This is a genomic window from Mycobacterium sp., from assembly GCF_019247635.1.
Lineage (GTDB): Bacteria > Actinomycetota > Actinomycetes > Mycobacteriales > Mycobacteriaceae > Mycobacterium.
Window position 1 is genome coordinate 34,842 of record NZ_JAFBAR010000085.1, and the last position, 15,917, is coordinate 50,758.

Genomic DNA, 15,917 nt, shown 5'->3' on the forward strand with positions numbered 1-15,917 from the left:
CCGAACGTTATTGCCGTGAGGCCGCCGCCGCTTGGGCGAATTGCCTGACGATCGTCGAACAGAACGCCTGAAGGTCTTTGGGCGAACGGCTGGAAATCAGGTTGCCGTCGACCACCACCTCCTCGTCTACTACCCGGGCTCCCGCATTACGGAGGTCGGTGCGAATGCTCGGATACGAGGTCAGCCTTCGGCCCGTTGCCACACCGGCCTCCACCAGCGTCCACGGTCCATGACAGATGGCGGCGACGGGCTTGCCTGAGTTGACGAAGTCACGCACGAAAGCGACGGCAGTCTCGTCAAGACGCAGCTTGTCCGGGTTCACCGTGCCCCCTGGCAGCACCAACCCGTCGTACTCGGCCACCGATGCGTCCGATACCGCGCGATCGACGGTAACGGTTCCGGCCGGTTCGAGGTCGTGATCACGCGCCTGAATCTCGCCGAGCTGCAGGGACAGTAGCTCGGTCTGCGCCCCGGCCTCCTGCAACGCCGCGCGCGGCTGCTCGAATTCCACCTTTTCCACGCCGTCAGCAGCAAGAAACGCAATCCTTTTGCCTGCCAGTTCATTCGACATCGCTGTACTCCTGTTGTCCGAGGATCCCGTGGCCCGCAAACGAAGACCGGCGGGCCGTGCACCAGGCGGCGTAGAGGTCGCGACCGCCAAGGCCCTTGACAAGGGTCACAGTTGCATTCGCTGCAACGTCATTCAAAGCCAAACTCCTTGCGCCGCCGGACAGCTGCCTGCCATAGCTACTTCAATGCGGCCTGCAGCGGATCGGACCCATCGTGGTTATTCACCCATACCCGTGCGGCTGTGGACCAAACGTGTCAGCCCGAAGCCGATCGCAGTGCCTCCAGCAATGGTCCCGCTGCTTCTTTGAAGAACAGCTCCTGCGACTCACCGCCGATCTGGATGACCGCGATGTCGGTGAAGCCCGCTTCCCAGTAGGGGCGCACCGCGTCGACGATCGCGTCCAGATCCGGCCCGCAGGGGATGCTCTCCGCGACGTCCTCGGGCCGCACGAACTGGGTCGCACCAGCAAAAGCCGCCGGTGTCGGCAGGTCGGCATTGACCGCCCAGCCGCCGGCGAACCAGCGGAACTGGTCGTGGGCGCGTTCGACGGCGGCGTCCCGATCGGGGTCCCAGCACACCGGTATCTGGCCGACTACACGTCCCCCGGGGAGCCCGGCGGCCTCGCGGGCGCCGTGCCAGCCGTCCACCAACCCGGAATCGGGTTGCACGGCGACCAGGTGGTCGGCGAGTTTGGCAAACTTCTCGATCGCCTTTTTCCCACCCATGGCCAGCGCGATGCCGACCGGAACCTCGGGTAAGTCCCATAACCGCGCCGAGTCGACCTGAAAGTACTCGCCGCGCCAGTTGACCAGCCGACCGCCGAAGAGCTCGCGGATGATCTCGATGCCCTCGCGCAGCATTTCCTGCCGGCGCTCGATGGCGGGCCAGCCCTGGCCGACGACGTGTTCGTTGAGGTTCTCGCCGCTGCCCAAGCCGAGGGTGAAACGCCCGTCGGCCATGATCTGCACGGTGGCAGCCTGCTGGGCGACGACGGCGGGGTGATACCGCATGGTCGGACAGGTCACGTAGGAATAGAGGTGCACTTTGTCGGTGACTTGCGCCACCGCGCCCAGCACCGCCCAGGCGTTGGGAGCGTGCCCCTGCGACGTCAGCCACGGCGAGAAATGATCGCTGCACACTTCGAAGTCGAAACCCAGCTCCTCGGCTGAAACCGCATGCCGGACAAGGTCTTTGGGTCCGCACTGCTCGGTCATCAGGGTATAGCCGAAATTCGTCATGCCCAGACGGGTACCCGGACGGTCCGGGGGCAAACTGTGCTACAGGCGTTCTTTGACCGCCGCGGACAGACGCGCGCCGTCTGCCTTGCCCGCCGCGATCTGCGTGGCGAGCTTCATGACCATCCCCATCTGCTTCATGCCGGGCCGTTGCCCGATGTCCTCGGCCACCTGGGCTATGGCGGTCTCGGCGACGTCGGCCAACTCGGCCTCAGTGAGCGGGGTAGGCAGGTACTCGTCGATGACCCGCGCCTCGGCGTGCTCGTTGGCGGCGAGCTCACCGCGGCCGTTCTGGGTGTAGATCTCGGCCGCCTCGGCACGCTTGCGGGACTCCCTGGCCAGCACCTTGATCACCTCGTCGTCGGTCAGCTCTTTGGCCTGCTTGCCCGAGACTTCCTCGGTCTGGATTGCGGCCAGCAACATGCGCAGCGTCGCGGTGCGCAATTTGTCCTGCGCCTTCATCGCCTGGGTCAGGTCGGCCCGGAGCCGGGGTTTGAGTTCCGCCATGATTGAGACGCTACAACGCGGGCAGGGCACGAACCGGTCGCGACCTGATGCAACCTGAAGCCAACGTGCAGCGACATTGAAGCCACATTGAGAAAAGCCCTGACCGTCGACAGGATGGAGGCCATGACGAACGACGACGGCGGCTCAAAACGGTGAGCACGCTGCCGCCTGGCCATCCGGATGACCCCAGCCACGGAACTCCGGCGTATGCACCTGTCGACTATCCCGGGCTGGGATACGGCGCGCCACCCGGGTACGGACCGCAACCGGGCTACGGCACGCCACCGGGGTACGGAGGGCCACCGGGCTACGGCGCGCAACCGGGCTACGGCGCGCCACCGGGGTACGGAGCGCCACCGGGCTACGGCGCGCAACCGGGGTACGGAGCGCCACCCGGATATGGGGCGCCTCCCGGCTACGCCGTGGGGCCGTTGGTCGGGCCGCCAATGACCCCAGGACTCGCCCTCGGACAGCTCAAACCCGGCATCATCCCGCTGCGTCCCCTGACACTGAGCGACGTCTTCAACGGAGCTGTCGGTTACATCCGGACCAATCCGAAGGCGACGTTGGGGCTGACCACCCTGGTGGTGGTCGTCATACAGGTCGTCACCCTGCTGGCCACGCTTGCGCCGCTCGAGACCGCCAGCCGACTCAAGTCCGACTCGTCCTATCAGCTGACCGGGGCCGAAGTCGGGTCCTGGCTGGTCTCCGCGAGCGGCGGCCTCCTGCTCAGCTGGCTGGGCAGCATGTTGCTGAGCGGCATGCTCACGGTCATCGTGGGGCGTGCGGTGTTCGGGTCGCCGATCACCATTGGCGAAGCGTGGGCCAAGATTCGTGGTCGACTGCTCGCGTTGATCGGCTTGGCGCTGCTGGAAGCCGTCGGCCTGGTGGCAATAATCGGGCTCGCAGTGGTGCTTCTGGTCGGCGTCGCGGTCGCCGCCAACGGAGCGGTCGCCGTCCTGGTGGGTCTGCCGCTGATGCTGGCGGTATTCGCGCTGCTGGTCTACCTCTACGCGGAGTTGATGTTCGCGCCCGTGCTCATCGTGTTGGAGCGGTTGCCGGTCCTCGACGCGGTCACCAGATCCTTTGCGCTGGTGCGCAACAGCTTCTGGCGCATCCTTGGCATCCGGCTGCTCACGGCGCTGGTGGCGAGCCTTGTCGGCAACGCGATCGCCGCGCCGTTCAGCATCGTGGGCCAGATAATGGTGATGGCGACCGGATCCAACGGTTCCACCGGCATGCTGCTCGCCGGGACCACGCTGTCGGCCATCGGCGGGGCGATCGGCCAGATCGTCACGGCACCCTTCACGGCCGGGGTTGTGGTGCTGTTGTATACCGACCGCCGGATGCGCGCCGAGGCCTTCGACCTCGTGCTGCAGACGGGCACCACCGCCGGCCCCAGCGCGGCGGCGTCCACCGACAACCTCTGGCTCACCCGGCCCTTCTAGGGATCAGGCAGGACTGACTGAACGTGCCGTCCATCGACATCGATCGCGATGCCGCCCACCAGGCGGCCCTAGACGAACTCAACAAACCGATCTATCCCAAACCGTCTGCGGGGGACCAATTCAACGAATGGCTCAACCACCTGCTCTATCGGCTGTTGGAGAAGTCCTCCGCCATCCATGGCGGGTGGTTCACCATTACCCTGCTGCTCATCCTGCTGGGCATCGCGCTGGCGGTCGCCGTGCGCATCGCGCGCAACACCATGCGCACCAGCCGCCGCGGTGATCACCGATTGTTCGAAGCCGCTCAACTGACCGCCGCCCAGCATCGCGCGACCGCTGAAAGCTATGCAGCGGAAGGAGATTGGGCTGCAGCGATCCGTCACCGGCTGCGCGCCGTCGCTCGCCAGCTGGAGGAGTCCGGTGTGCTCGATCCCGCGCCCGGCCGCACCGCCAACGAGCTGGCCCGCGACGCCGGCGCCGCGCTCCCCCACCTGGACCACGAGTTATCCAGGGCAGCAACGGCATTTAACGACGTCACGTACGGCGAGCAGCCGGGGACCGCGGAGGCCTACCGGATGATCGTCGACCTCGACGATCACCTCCGCTCGCGATCACCAGCCACGCCGTCGGGGCCGGGTCAACCCGTCGCGGCTGATTCGTGGGCACAGATCCGCTGATGGCAACGCGGACCGAATACGCGACCCCCTCGCCGGCGCAGCGCTGGCGATCGTGGCGGTGGCCGGTGTTCACACTGTTGGTGCTCGCGGTCGTCGCCGCGATCGCCACCTACCTGACGACGCCCCGCCCCGGCGACCGGATGGACCCGGAGGGGACCGGCCCCGACAGCGCGCACGCGTTGGTCACCCTGTTGCGCGACGCCGGCGTCGAGGTGATCGTCGCCCACGGCGTCGGTGATGTCGAGCACGCGGCGCGAGCGGACACGCAGATCCTCGTGGCGCAGAGCCAGTATCTGACCGACCGCACGCAGTTGGATCGGCTGGCGGCGGCCCCGGGCGACCTGTTGTTGGTGGACCCGGCGGCGCGAACCCGCGAAGCGCTGGCTCCCGGCCTGCGGCTGAAGGGCACCAGCAATCTGGATACCCAGCCGAATTGCACTCTGCGCGAGGCTAATCGGGCCGGCACAGTTCAGTTCGGGCCGAGCGACAGCTATGCGGCCACCGGTGGCCGCGTAATGACCAGCTGTTACGACGGGGTACTGATTCGCTTTCACGACGGTGGGCGGACCGTCACCGTGGTGGGCGACGCCGACTTCATGACCAACGGCGGCCTGTCGCAGGACGGCAACGCCGCGCTAGCGATGAACCTGGCGGGCGACAAGCCCCGCCTGATCTGGTTTGCCCCCAGCCACGTTGAGGGTGAAACCTCCTCTGCCACATCGATTTCCGACTTGATTCCGGAAAACGTGAGCTGGATCGTCTGGCAACTGTGGCTGGTAGTGCTGCTGTTGGCGCTCTGGAAGGGCCGTCGCGTCGGGCCGCTGGTGGCCGAGGAGTTGCCGGTCGTGGTGCGCGCCTCGGAGACAGTCGAGGGTCGCGGTCGCCTGTACCGCGCCCGCCGGGCCCGCGACCGCGCAGCCGAGGCCCTGCGCACCGCGACACTGCAGCGGTTGCTGCCGAGGCTCGGTCTCGGCAGCGCGGCCTCCGCACCGGCGGTGGCGGCGGCCCTGGCCGATCGGGCTCAACGCACCGGACTGGATGCTGAGTTCGTCCGCTACCACCTTTTCGGCCCGCCACCGGCCACTGACACCGACCTGTTACTACTTGCCCGAGCGCTCGACGACATCGAAAGGCAGGTCACACACTCGTGACAGAAACGGCACGTGATGCATTGCTCGCGCTGCGCACCGAGATCGGCAAGGCCGTCGTCGGACAGGATGGGGTGATCAGCGGGCTGGTGATCGCGCTGCTGTGTCGCGGCCACGTGCTGCTCGAAGGCGTTCCCGGCGTGGCGAAGACGCTGCTGGTGCGGGCGCTGGCCGCGGCGTTGCAGTTGGAGTTCAAGCGCGTGCAATTCACGCCGGACCTGATGCCCGGCGACGTCACGGGCTCGCTGGTCTACGACGCGCGCACCGCGGCTTTCGTGTTCCGGCGGGGCCCGGTGTTCACCAATCTGCTACTGGCCGACGAGATCAACCGCACCCCACCCAAGACACAGGCCGCACTGCTCGAGTCGATGGAAGAGAGGCAGGTCAGCGTCGACGGCGAACCGAAGCCGCTGCCCGACCCGTTCATCGTCGCCGCGACCCAGAACCCTATCGAATACGAGGGCACCTATCAGTTGCCCGAAGCTCAACTCGACCGTTTCCTGCTCAAACTGAACGTGCAGTTGCCGGCGCGCGACTCCGAGATCACCATCCTCGGCCGACACGCTCACGGCTTCGACCCGCGCGATCTGTCCGAGATCAAGCCGGTCGCCGGAGCGGCCGAGCTGGCCGCCGGCCGCGAGGCGGTGCGACAGGTGCTGGTCGCCGATGAGGTGCTCGGCTACATCGTCGACATCGTCGGTGCCACCCGCTCCTCCCCCGCCCTGCAACTGGGTGCGTCACCGCGTGGTGCGACCGCCCTGCTGGGCACCGCCCGGTCGTGGGCGTGGCTCTCCGGACGCAACTACGTGACTCCCGACGACGTCAAGGCCATGGCCCGCCCCACGCTGCGACACCGGGTGATGCTGCGACCGGAAGCCGAGCTGGAAGGTGCCACACCCGACGGTGTGCTGGAGGGCATCCTGGCCTCGGTCCCGGTGCCCCGCTAGTGATCCTGACCGGGCGCACTGCATTGGCGGCGCTGATCTGCGTCCTGCCGATCGCGGTTTCGCCTTGGCCGGCAAAGGCTTTCACGGGTCTGCTGGCGGCGTTGGGGCTGCTGGTGGCCGTCGACGTCGCGTTGGCCGCAAGCCCCCGCAGGTTGCGCTTCCTCCGTTCCCCGGACGGCTCAGCCCGGCTCGGCCAGCCCGTGGATGCCGCCCTGCTGGTGCACAACGAGGGCCGCCGCCGGTTCCGCGGCCAGATTCGCGACGCCTGGCCGCCGAGCGCGCGCGCCGAGCCGCGCACCCACGCCGTGGCGATCGCCGCCGGGCAGCGCGTCTGGATGGGTAGTGCGCTGCGCCCGGTTCGGCGCGGCGATCAGCGCGCCGCGGTGGTCACCGCCAGGTCGATCGGGCCGCTGGGTCTTGCGGGACGACAGAGTTCGCAGCCGGTGCCCGGCCAGGTCCGGGTGCTGCCGCCGTTCCTGTCGCGTAAGCATCTACCGTCGCGGCTGGCCAAGCTGCGCGAGATCGACGGGCTGTTACCGACGCTGATCCGTGGGCAGGGCACCGAATTCGATTCGCTGCGTGAGTATGTCGTGGGAGACGACGTCCGCTCGATCGACTGGCGGGCTACCGCGCGTCGGGCCGATGTCGTGGTCCGCACGTGGCGGCCAGAACGCGACCGTCGGGTGGTAATCGTGCTCGACACCGGGCGCATGGCGGCGGGCAGAGTCGGCGTCGACCCCACCGCCGCCGATCCCGCCGGGTGGCCGCGGCTGGACTGGTCGATGGACGCCGCGTTACTGCTGGCGGCCCTGGCCTCCCGGGCCGGTGACCACGTCGACTTCCTCGCCCACGACCGGGTGAGCCGGGCCGGCGTATTCGGCGCCTCGCGCACCGAATTGCTGGCCCAACTAGTCGAGGCAATGGCTCCGCTGCAGCCGGCACTCGTTGAATCCGATTGGCGCGCAATGGTTGCGGCGATCCTGCGGCGGACCCGTCGGCGCTCGCTCGTGGTGCTGCTGACCGACCTCAACGCCACGGCTCTCGAGGAAGGCCTGCTGCCCGTGCTTCCGGGGTTGTCGGCCAGACACCATGTGCTGGTCGCCGCGGTCGCCGACCTGCGGGTCGACCAGCTCGCGGTTGGACGCGCGGATGCGGCCGCGGCGTACGACGCGGCGGCTGCCGAACGGTCCCGCAATGACCGGCGCGCGATCGCTTCACGATTGCGTGGCGACGGGGTCGACGTTGTCGACGCAGTTCCCACCGATATTGCGCCCGCGCTGGCCGACCGCTACCTGGCGATGAAAGCCGCTGGGCGACTATAGGTTTGCGCGCGCAGGCTCTGCCGACTCAGCCGGTGGGGACGACGTCTGGCGCGTCTTCGATATCCCCTGTCTCTCCGGCCGTTACGGCGCGTCGGCCGAAGTACACGACATACGTTAGGAACGCCGCCTCGGCGAGGATCCCGATGCTCACTCGAACCAACGTCGGCAACGACGATGGCGTCACCAGCGCTTCGATCAATCCGGAGACCAACAACACGCCTACCAGCCCCACCGCGACCGACACCACGGCGCGACCCTGCTCGGCCAGCACCTGCCCGCGCGGGCGGTCACCGGGCGCGATCACCGACCAGCCCAGCCGCATTCCGGCCGCTCCGGCCAGGAATACCGCCGTCAGCTCCAGCAACCCGTGCGGGAGCAGCAGACCCAGCAGCAGGCCGCCCTTGCCGGCGTGAAACATCAGGCCACCGATCAGGCCCACGTTGGCGGCGTTGTCGAACAGCACAATCGGCACAGGCAGCCCCAGCAGAGTGGAGAACGCGATGCACTTGGCCGCGACCCAAGAGTTGTTCAACCAAACCTCAAGGGCGAACGACGCGGCCGGGTGGTCGCTGTAGTACGACGCGACATCGTGGTTGACCAGTTGGTCGATCTCGCTCGGCGTTCCGACTGCGGCCTGTACCTCCGGGTTGAGGGCCACCCAGGACCCGACGATGACAGCGACGGCGAAGAACAGCACCGCCGTCGCCAGCCACCACCGCCAGGTCCGGTAGGCCACAACGGGGAATGACACGGTCCAGAACCGGACGAAGGTGCTGCTCAACGGCGCGTGCGCGCCAGTCACCGCGGACCGGGCACGCGCCACCAGGCTCGACAACCGGCCGATCAGCAGCGAGTCCGACGATGCCGACCGCAGCATCGACAGATGGGTGGAGACCCGCTGGTAGAGCTCGACGAGTTCGTCCACCTCGGACCCGGTCAGTGACCGACGCCTTTTGATCAATTGGTCGAGCCGGTCCCAGGTACCGCGGTGGGTCAGCACGAACGCGTCGACGTCCACGTTGCGCAGCCTACCCAGCGGTCGAGCGGGCAGTAGCGGTGACAATATCGCCGGTTCTCGCAACGCGCTGCCGTCGGGCGAGTACCAGAACGCGAGGGCGTGCCTAGTAGCGTTCGGTGGTATGTCGGAGGTGGTGACCGGCGACGCCGTGGTTCTCGACGTGCAGATCGCCCAGTTGCCGGTGCGCGCCGTCAGCGCGCTAATCGACATCGCGGTCATTTTCGTCAGCTACATACTCGGGCTGGTCGTGTTGGCGACCGCGCTGCGGGAGTTCGACGACGCGCTTATCGCGGCCTGCGCCGTCATCTTCACGGTCCTGGTGCTCGTTGGCTATCCGCTGGCATTCGAAACCGCGACGCGCGGCCGCTCGCTGGGCAAGATGGCCCTGGGCCTGCGGGTGGTGTCCGAGGACGGCGGCCCGGAGCGTTTCCGCCAGGCGCTGTTTCGCGCGTTGGCGTCGGTGGTCGAGATCTGGATGCTGATGGGCAGCCCGGCGGTGATCTGCAGCATGTTCTCACCGAGGGCCAAGCGGATCGGCGACGTCTTCGCCGGCACGGTGGTCGTCAGCGAACGCGGGCCTCGGTTGGGACCCCCGCCGATGATGCCTGCCTCGCTGGCATGGTGGGCATCCTCGTTGCAACTGTCGGGACTAAGCCCGGGCCAGGCGGAGGTGGCCCGCCAATTCCTCTCCCGGGCAGCACAACTCGATCCCAGGTTGCGTGATCAGATGGCCTACCGAATCGCCGGTGACGTGCTATCCAGCATCGCGCCGCCGCCACCGCCGGGGGCCCCGCCGCAGCTGGTGCTGGCCGCCGTGCTCGCCGAACGACACCGCCGCGAACTGGCGCGACTGCGTCCCACCACGGGCCCTGTCGGAGGAATCCCCGCGCCCGCCCTGGCGTCGGCGCCGTGGCCCTCAGCGCCCTGGCCGGTCCCGGGGCCGCAGCCGGTCCCGGGACCGCAGCCGGTCCCGGGGCCGCAGCCCTCGCCCACCCAGGCTGAGGCCTGGCCACAGCCAAGCGAGCAAAGCGGCGGATTCTCGCCTCCGCAGTGACTACTGCGCGACGGTAAGCGCCAACATGGCGACGTCGGCTACCAAGAGCGCCAAGCCGACCAGCGGAACGGCGATACCGCGGGGCCGCTTGGCGGTAAAAAACGAGACGGCAATCACCGCCAGCGCCACCACGGGCGCGCCATAGAACAAGACGCCGAAATCTATTCCCCCGAAACCGAGGTTCGGACATTGGTGGCCGCTACACCCATCGGTGCTCATCACGGCGCCAAGCGCAAAAAGCATCACGATCGCAGCGCCGGGCACCGTCAGCAGCGCCAACACCCAGTTGATTGTGGACCGCCCGGGCCCGCCACCAGCGCTGCCGCCCCGCCGGGGTTCGGTCGCGCTGCCGGGGCCCCCGTCGATCGTGAGGTGGCGGTTGTCAGGATTCATCAGTCAGGTCCTACCCGGCCGCAGCGTGATGCAAACAGGCCTTCAGTCGGGTTCAGCGTCGGTCATGTCGGCGGGTCCCCCCTCCGGCAGCGTCCGAGCATACCTATGGGTCCCGACGGATGAAACCGCAGACGGGAATCAATTGACCGTTGCATCGCGTTAGTTCACGATATATCGTGATATTCCGTAAGGCCGGGGAGGCTTCCTTAGCGCCTCCCCCGAGAAACACAGAAGGACATACAGAAAATGAGCAACCTATTCACTCCCCCCGGCGGGCCCTTCGCCCGACCGGGATTCGGAACCGGCTTCGGGCCCGGCCCAGTCGGTCGTCGTGCCGTGCACGAGGCCAAGCGGCAGGCCCGCCGGGAATTCCGCGAACACCTGCGCGACCACGCGCCCGACCACGGAGGCCCCGGTTTCGGCGGTTTCGGCCCCGGCTTCGGCGGTGGTTTCGGTCCGGGCTTCGGCTTCGGCTTTGGCCCCGGCGGGCCGCGCGGCGGTAGGCGACGTGGCGGTTTCGGCCGCGGACGTCGCGGTGACGTGCGTGCGGCCATTCTGGTTCTGCTGGCCGAGCGACCGATGCACGGCTACGAGATGATCCAGCAGATCGCCGAACGCAGCAACGGAATATGGAAGCCCAGCCCCGGTTCGGTGTACCCGACACTGCAGCTACTCGACGACGAGGGCCTGGTCACCGCCGGTGAAACCGATGGCAGCAAAAAGCTCTACGCGCTGACCGACGAGGGTCGCGCGGCGGCGGAGAAGGTCGAGACCCCACCGTGGGAGCAGATCGCCGAAGGCGTCGACGCGGGCCAGATCAACTTGCGGGCCGCGGCGGGCCAACTGTTCGGGGCGGTCGCGCAGTCCGCGCACACCGCTACCTCCGAGCAGCAGCAGCGCATCGTCGAGATCCTTAACAACGCGCGACGCGAGGTCTACGGCATCCTCGGCGAGGACTGACCCCTTTCGCCGCGGGCTTTTCAAACCGCGAGCGTGCGCAAATGTACTGCCGCACCGGCGTGTCGGCGTACAGACGCGCACGCTCGCGGTTAACGGGGGCCAGAGCTAGGAGACGTCGACCCAGTCCAGGGTGCGTTGGACGGCTTTCCGCCAGCCCGCATAACCCGCGGCGCGTTGCTCGTCGTCCCAGCTGGGCGTCCAGCGCTTGTCCTCTTGCCAGTTCGCCCGCAGCTCAGACGGGTCGTCCCAAAAGCCCACCGCAAGACCCGCGGCGTAGGCCGCACCCAACGCGGTGGTTTCGGCTACCACCGGGCGCACCACGTCCACACCCAGCACGTCGGCCTGAATCTGCATGCACAAGTCGTTGCCGGTGATACCACCATCGACTTTCAAAACCTCAAGGCGTACACCGGAATCCGCTTTCATCGCGTCTACCACGTCGCGGCTCTGGTAGCAGATCGCCTCGAGCGTCGCACGGGCCAGGTGCGCGTTGGTGTTAAACCGCGACAGTCCGACGATCGCGCCGCGCGCATCAGATCGCCAGTACGGGGCGAACAACCCCGAAAACGCCGGCACGAAATACACGCCGCCGTTGTCGCCGACTTGGCGCGCCAGGGACTCGCTCTGCGCGGCACCGCTGATGATGCCCAGCTGATCGCGTAGCCATTGCACGGCCGAGCCCGTCACCGCGATCGAACCCTCGAGCGCGTACACGGGTTTGGCATCCCCGAACTGGTAGCAGACGGTGGTCAGCAGACCGTTGTCCGATCGCACGATCGTCTCACCGGTGTTGAGCAGCAGGAAATTGCCTGTACCGTAGGTGTTTTTCGCCTCGCCGACGGCCAGACACACCTGACCCACCATCGCCGCATGTTGATCACCGAGCATTCCGGTAATCGGGACCTCGCCGCCGACGGGTCCGGTATCGGTGGTGACGCCGTAGGGCTGCAGCGGTGACGACGGCGCGATCGCCGGCAGCATGGCTCGGGGGATGGAGAAGAACGAGAGCAGCTCGTCATCCCAATCCAAGGTCTCCAAGTTCATCAACATGGTCCGGCTGGCGTTGGTCACGTCCGTGACGTGCACCCCGCCCCTTGCTCCGCCGGTCAGGTTCCACAACACCCAGGTGTCGGGCGTGCCGAACAAGGCATCACCGCGTTCGGCGGCATCGCGCACCCCGTCGACGTTCTCCAGGATCCACTGCAATTTCCCGCCGGAAAAATAGGTGGCCGGCGGCAAGCCCGCCTTGCGCCGGATCACGTCGCCGTGGCCGTCCCGGTCCAGCGCCGTGGCGATCCGGTCGGTGCGGGTGTCCTGCCAGACGATCGCGTTGTGGTACGGCCTGCCGGTCTTCTTGTTCCACACCAGCGTCGTCTCGCGCTGGTTCGTAATACCAAGCGCAGCAATATCTTTCGGTGTAATGTCGGTCGCGTTCAGCACGGACATCAGCACGGAGGCGGTGCGCTCCCAAATCTCCACCGGGTTGTGCTCTACCCACCCGGCCCGCGGCAGGATCTGCTCGTGTTCGAGTTGGTGGCGGGCGACCTCGGCACCGTCGTGATCGAAGATCATGCAGCGGGTGCTGGTTGTGCCCTGGTCGATGGCGGCTATGAAGTCAGCCAACTGCGCTCCTAGCGTCGGACACTGCGTGCCGGCCTCCATGATTGCCTATCGGGGTGACCCTCACCCCACGAAGGGGTCGCGCACCGTGATGCCCTCAAACTTCCGGAAGTCGCGATCGTGACTCCAGATCGTGGCGATGCCGTGCTGGCGCATGAGGGCCACAAGATGGGCGTCGGGAACCAGATTGCCCCGGGGCTTGACGGTATCGGCCACTCCTCGATATACCCGCCAGAAGCCGTCGCCCTCGCCGACCAGGCGCACATGCGGCCGGGCGACCAACTGTTCGATGTTGTCGGTGGCGACACGCGGCGTCAGCGGCGCCTCCAGTAATGCCGGGTGGGTAACGATGCGCAGGTAGCCAAGTGCGACCGGCCACAGCAGGTAGACGAGACCAGGTCCGGCCAGGAATTGCTCCACGAGCGCCTTCGCCATCTCATGAGACGGACTGCCCCGGTGGGTCGCATATACCAGGACGTTGACGTCGAAGGTTTCGCTCACGTCTCGTTTTCCCGGTCCAGGACCGCCCAGACGGCGTCCTTATCGTCAAGATCGACGCGAGGCCGCAGGTCGGCCGTCGCCCAGCGAACATCCACTCTCGCGCGGGGTTTGGCTGCCAGCGCTTGCGCCAGCAGCTCCGAGACGAGCCGGCCCAACGTCTTGCCCTCGTCACGCTGACGCAGTTTCAACGCGCGCAAAATGTCGTCGTCGATGTCGATCGTGGTACGCATGCATCAGATGCTATCGTGCTGAGCATCTGATGCGTCTCGTGTCGGGCCGGTTGCGCACGCGACCGTAACCCTGTTGCATCGGCCGTGTGGGCGAAGAGGTCAAGCGCACCACCTATAACCGCGGACACCGCCGGGAATACCGGCGCAAGGTGCAGCTTTGTCTGGACGTCTTCGAGACGATGCTGGCCCAGTCCAGGTTCGATGCGGACCGCCCGCTCACCGGCATGGAAATCGAATGCAACCTAGTCGACTCGAATTATCAGCCCGCCATGTCAAACCGCTTTGTGCTGGACGCGATCGCGAATCCGGCCTACCAGACCGAATTGGGCGCCTACAACATCGAATTCAATGTGCCGCCTCGGCTGCTTTCGGGCCGCGCCGCGCTGGGCCTGGAGGCGGAAGTCCGCAAAAGCCTCAACGACGCCGAAACCAAGGCCAGCTCCACCGCCGGCCACGGCGGGGCGCACATTGTCATGATCGGCATCCTTCCGACGCTGATGCCCGAGCATCTCACCGACAACTGGATGAGCGAGTCGACGCGATACACGGCACTGAACGATTCGATTTTCTCCGCCCGTGGCGAGGACATCCCGATCAACATCTCCGGCCCCGAGCCGCTGAGCTGGCGCGCGGCGTCCATCGCGCCCGAATCCGCGTGCACCAGCATGCAATTGCATCTGCAGGTAGCTCCGGAAGATTTTGCCGCCAACTGGAATGCGGCTCAGCTGGTCGCGGGCCCGCAGCTGGCGCTCGGTGCCAACTCGCCCTTCTTCTTCGGCCACCAACTCTGGTCGGAAACCCGCATCGAGCTGTTCGCGCAATCCACCGACACTCGACCCGAAGAACTCAAAACTCAAGGCGTACGCCCGCGGGTGTGGTTCGGCGAGCGGTGGATCACCTCGGTGCTCGACCTGTTCAAGGAGAACATCCGCTACTTCCCCTCGCTGTTACCCGAGGTTTCCGACGAGGATCCCGTGGCCGAACTGGCCGCCGGACGCAACCCGCAGCTTGCCGAATTGCGGTTGCACAACGGCACCGTCTACCGGTGGAACCGACCGGTGTACGACGTAGTCGAAGGGAGGCCGCACCTGCGGCTGGAGAACCGGGTGCTGCCGGCCGGACCGACCGTCGTCGACATGCTGGCGAATTCGGCTTTTTACTACGGCCTCCTGCGCTACCTGTCCGAAGCCGACCAGCCGCTGTGGACGATGATGAGTTTCTCTGCGGCACATCGCAATTTCCTGCATGCGGCCCAGCACGGCATGGACGCCCCGTTGCATTGGCCGGGTCTGGGTGAGGTGACCGCGCGGCAACTGGTGCTGGGCACGCTGCTGCCGATGGCGTACGAAGGGTTGCGGCGACATGGCGTGGACACCGAGGTCCGCGACCGGTTCCTGGGCGTCATCGAGGGACGCGCCGACACGGGCCGCAACGGCGCGTGGTGGCAGGTATCCACCGCACGCGACTTGCAGGAACGCGGGATGAGCCGGCCGGCCGCGTTAGCCGAGATGCTGCGCCGGTACTGCGAGCACGTGCACGCCAACGAGCCGGTGCACACCTGGTAACCGTGGGTAGGTTTGGAAGCATGGCTTCGGAAGTAATGGACTGGGACGACGCATACAAGGGTCAGGGCTTCTTCGAGGGGCCACCACCGTGGAATATCGGGGAGCCGCAGCCCGAACTGGCCGCGCTGCTGCGCGCCGGAAAGTTCCGCAGCGACGTGCTGGACGCCGGTTGCGGGGTCGCCGAGCTGTCCTTGGCGCTGGCCGCCGAGGGCTACACCGTGGTCGGCATCGATCTCACGCCCACCGCCGTCGCGGCGGCGGCGAAGGCGGCCGAACAGCGCGGCCTGACCACGGCCAGCTTCGAGCAGGCCGACATCACCACCTTCACCGGCTATGACGGCCGGTTCAACACGGTCGTCGACAGCACGCTTTTCCACTCGTTGCCGGTCGAGGGACGCGACGGCTATCTGAGCTCGGTGCACCGCGCGGCCGCCCCTGGGGCCGGCTACTACGTGCTGGTGTTCGCCAAGGGCGCCTTCCCGGCCGAGTTCGAGGGCGGCCCCAACGAGGTCGACGAGGACGAACTGCGCACCGCGGTGAGCAGGTACTGGGAGATCGACGAGATTCGGCCAGCCTTCATCCACGCCAACATGCCCGCCGTTCCCGGCGGTGGGACATGGCCGCATCCCCGCGACGACAAGGGGCGGGTGATGATGCCGGCGTTTCTGTTGAGCGCGCACAAGGCAGCGTGATGGCCGGCGAGCGTCATGCGGTGCGCCCT

Annotated in this window: 17 protein-coding genes; 9 read left to right on the forward strand and 8 right to left on the reverse strand. The window is 67.1% G+C overall.

Annotation, left to right across the window (positions count from 1 at the left end; genetic code table 11):
- Window positions 1-7: 7 nt before the first annotated feature.
- The 3 genes from JO236_RS13165 to JO236_RS13175 all read right to left on the reverse strand — a co-directional run bounded on the left by JO236_RS13165 (window position 8) and on the right by JO236_RS13175 (window position 2,313).
- Window positions 8-571 (reverse strand): type 1 glutamine amidotransferase domain-containing protein, encoded by a 564-nt coding sequence (locus tag JO236_RS13165; protein WP_293330595.1) that lies wholly within the window; start codon window positions 569-571, stop codon window positions 8-10.
- A gap of 254 nt (window positions 572-825) precedes the next feature.
- Window positions 826-1,809: an LLM class F420-dependent oxidoreductase gene (locus JO236_RS13170; RefSeq protein WP_293330598.1), complete on the reverse strand. Its 984-nt coding sequence runs from the start codon at window positions 1,807-1,809 to the stop codon at window positions 826-828.
- Between the two features lie 39 nt (window positions 1,810-1,848).
- Window positions 1,849-2,313, reverse strand: coding sequence for a GatB/YqeY domain-containing protein (locus tag JO236_RS13175; protein ID WP_293330602.1), 465 nt, complete (start codon window positions 2,311-2,313; stop codon window positions 1,849-1,851).
- Window positions 2,314-2,399: 86 nt separating this feature from the next.
- Here JO236_RS13175 and JO236_RS13180 point away from each other — a divergent pair, with 86 nt between their 5' ends.
- From JO236_RS13180 to JO236_RS13200, 5 genes are read left to right on the forward strand one after another with little or no spacing between them, the layout of a single operon-like run.
- Window positions 2,400-3,761 (forward strand): hypothetical protein, encoded by a 1,362-nt coding sequence (locus JO236_RS13180; protein WP_293330726.1) that lies wholly within the window; start codon window positions 2,400-2,402, stop codon window positions 3,759-3,761.
- Window positions 3,762-3,784: 23 nt separating this feature from the next.
- Complete coding sequence (locus JO236_RS13185; protein ID WP_293330605.1) at window positions 3,785-4,438, forward strand: DUF4129 domain-containing protein; 654 nt, start codon at window positions 3,785-3,787, stop codon at window positions 4,436-4,438.
- A complete protein-coding gene (locus JO236_RS13190; protein WP_293330608.1) occupies window positions 4,438-5,589 on the forward strand; it encodes a DUF4350 domain-containing protein in 1,152 nt (383 codons plus the stop codon). Before JO236_RS13185 ends, JO236_RS13190 begins: the two co-directional genes overlap by 1 nt.
- Window positions 5,586-6,533 (forward strand): AAA family ATPase, encoded by a 948-nt coding sequence (locus tag JO236_RS13195; protein ID WP_293330611.1) that lies wholly within the window; start codon window positions 5,586-5,588, stop codon window positions 6,531-6,533. The genes JO236_RS13190 and JO236_RS13195 overlap by 4 nt, the downstream gene beginning before the upstream one ends.
- Entirely contained in the window at window positions 6,533-7,855 is a 1,323-nt protein-coding gene (locus JO236_RS13200) for a DUF58 domain-containing protein (RefSeq protein WP_293330614.1), read from the forward strand. The genes JO236_RS13195 and JO236_RS13200 overlap by 1 nt, the downstream gene beginning before the upstream one ends.
- 25 nt (window positions 7,856-7,880) lie before the next feature.
- On the opposite strand, the gene JO236_RS13205 is transcribed toward JO236_RS13200, so the two are convergent.
- Window positions 7,881-8,873: a stage II sporulation protein M gene (locus tag JO236_RS13205; RefSeq protein WP_293330618.1), complete on the reverse strand. Its 993-nt coding sequence runs from the start codon at window positions 8,871-8,873 to the stop codon at window positions 7,881-7,883.
- 121 nt (window positions 8,874-8,994) lie between these two features.
- Here JO236_RS13205 and JO236_RS13210 point away from each other — a divergent pair, with 121 nt between their 5' ends.
- The gene (locus JO236_RS13210; RefSeq protein ID WP_293330621.1) at window positions 8,995-9,927 is read left to right on the forward strand and encodes an RDD family protein; all 933 of its coding nucleotides are present in this window, start codon (window positions 8,995-8,997) and stop codon (window positions 9,925-9,927) included.
- Here JO236_RS13210 and JO236_RS13215 read toward each other — a convergent pair whose 3' ends face one another.
- The gene (locus JO236_RS13215; RefSeq protein ID WP_293330624.1) at window positions 9,928-10,320 is read right to left on the reverse strand and encodes a hypothetical protein; all 393 of its coding nucleotides are present in this window, start codon (window positions 10,318-10,320) and stop codon (window positions 9,928-9,930) included. It abuts the gene before it with no gap.
- Between the two features lie 246 nt (window positions 10,321-10,566).
- Here JO236_RS13215 and JO236_RS13220 point away from each other — a divergent pair, with 246 nt between their 5' ends.
- Complete coding sequence (locus tag JO236_RS13220; RefSeq protein WP_293330627.1) at window positions 10,567-11,280, forward strand: PadR family transcriptional regulator; 714 nt, start codon at window positions 10,567-10,569, stop codon at window positions 11,278-11,280.
- A gap of 105 nt (window positions 11,281-11,385) precedes the next feature.
- Here JO236_RS13220 and glpK read toward each other — a convergent pair whose 3' ends face one another.
- From glpK to JO236_RS13235, 3 genes are read right to left on the reverse strand one after another with little or no spacing between them, the layout of a single operon-like run.
- Entirely contained in the window at window positions 11,386-12,942 is a 1,557-nt protein-coding gene (gene glpK / locus JO236_RS13225) for a glycerol kinase GlpK (protein WP_293330630.1), read from the reverse strand.
- A gap of 21 nt (window positions 12,943-12,963) precedes the next feature.
- Entirely contained in the window at window positions 12,964-13,401 is a 438-nt protein-coding gene (locus JO236_RS13230) for a type II toxin-antitoxin system VapC family toxin (RefSeq protein WP_293330633.1), read from the reverse strand.
- Window positions 13,398-13,631 (reverse strand): antitoxin, encoded by a 234-nt coding sequence (locus JO236_RS13235; protein ID WP_293330636.1) that lies wholly within the window; start codon window positions 13,629-13,631, stop codon window positions 13,398-13,400. The genes JO236_RS13230 and JO236_RS13235 overlap by 4 nt, the downstream gene beginning before the upstream one ends.
- Window positions 13,632-13,717: 86 nt before the next feature.
- Here JO236_RS13235 and JO236_RS13240 point away from each other — a divergent pair, with 86 nt between their 5' ends.
- Together JO236_RS13240 and JO236_RS13245 are read left to right on the forward strand one after the other, a co-directional pair.
- Window positions 13,718-15,196 carry a glutamate--cysteine ligase gene (locus JO236_RS13240; protein WP_293330639.1) on the forward strand — a complete coding sequence of 493 codons (1,479 nt, stop codon included), beginning with the start codon at window positions 13,718-13,720 and terminating at the stop codon, window positions 15,194-15,196.
- 20 nt (window positions 15,197-15,216) lie between these two features.
- Window positions 15,217-15,888, forward strand: a complete 672-nt coding sequence (locus tag JO236_RS13245) for a class I SAM-dependent methyltransferase (RefSeq protein WP_293330641.1) — start codon at window positions 15,217-15,219, stop codon at window positions 15,886-15,888.
- Window positions 15,889-15,917: the final 29 nt, after the last annotated feature.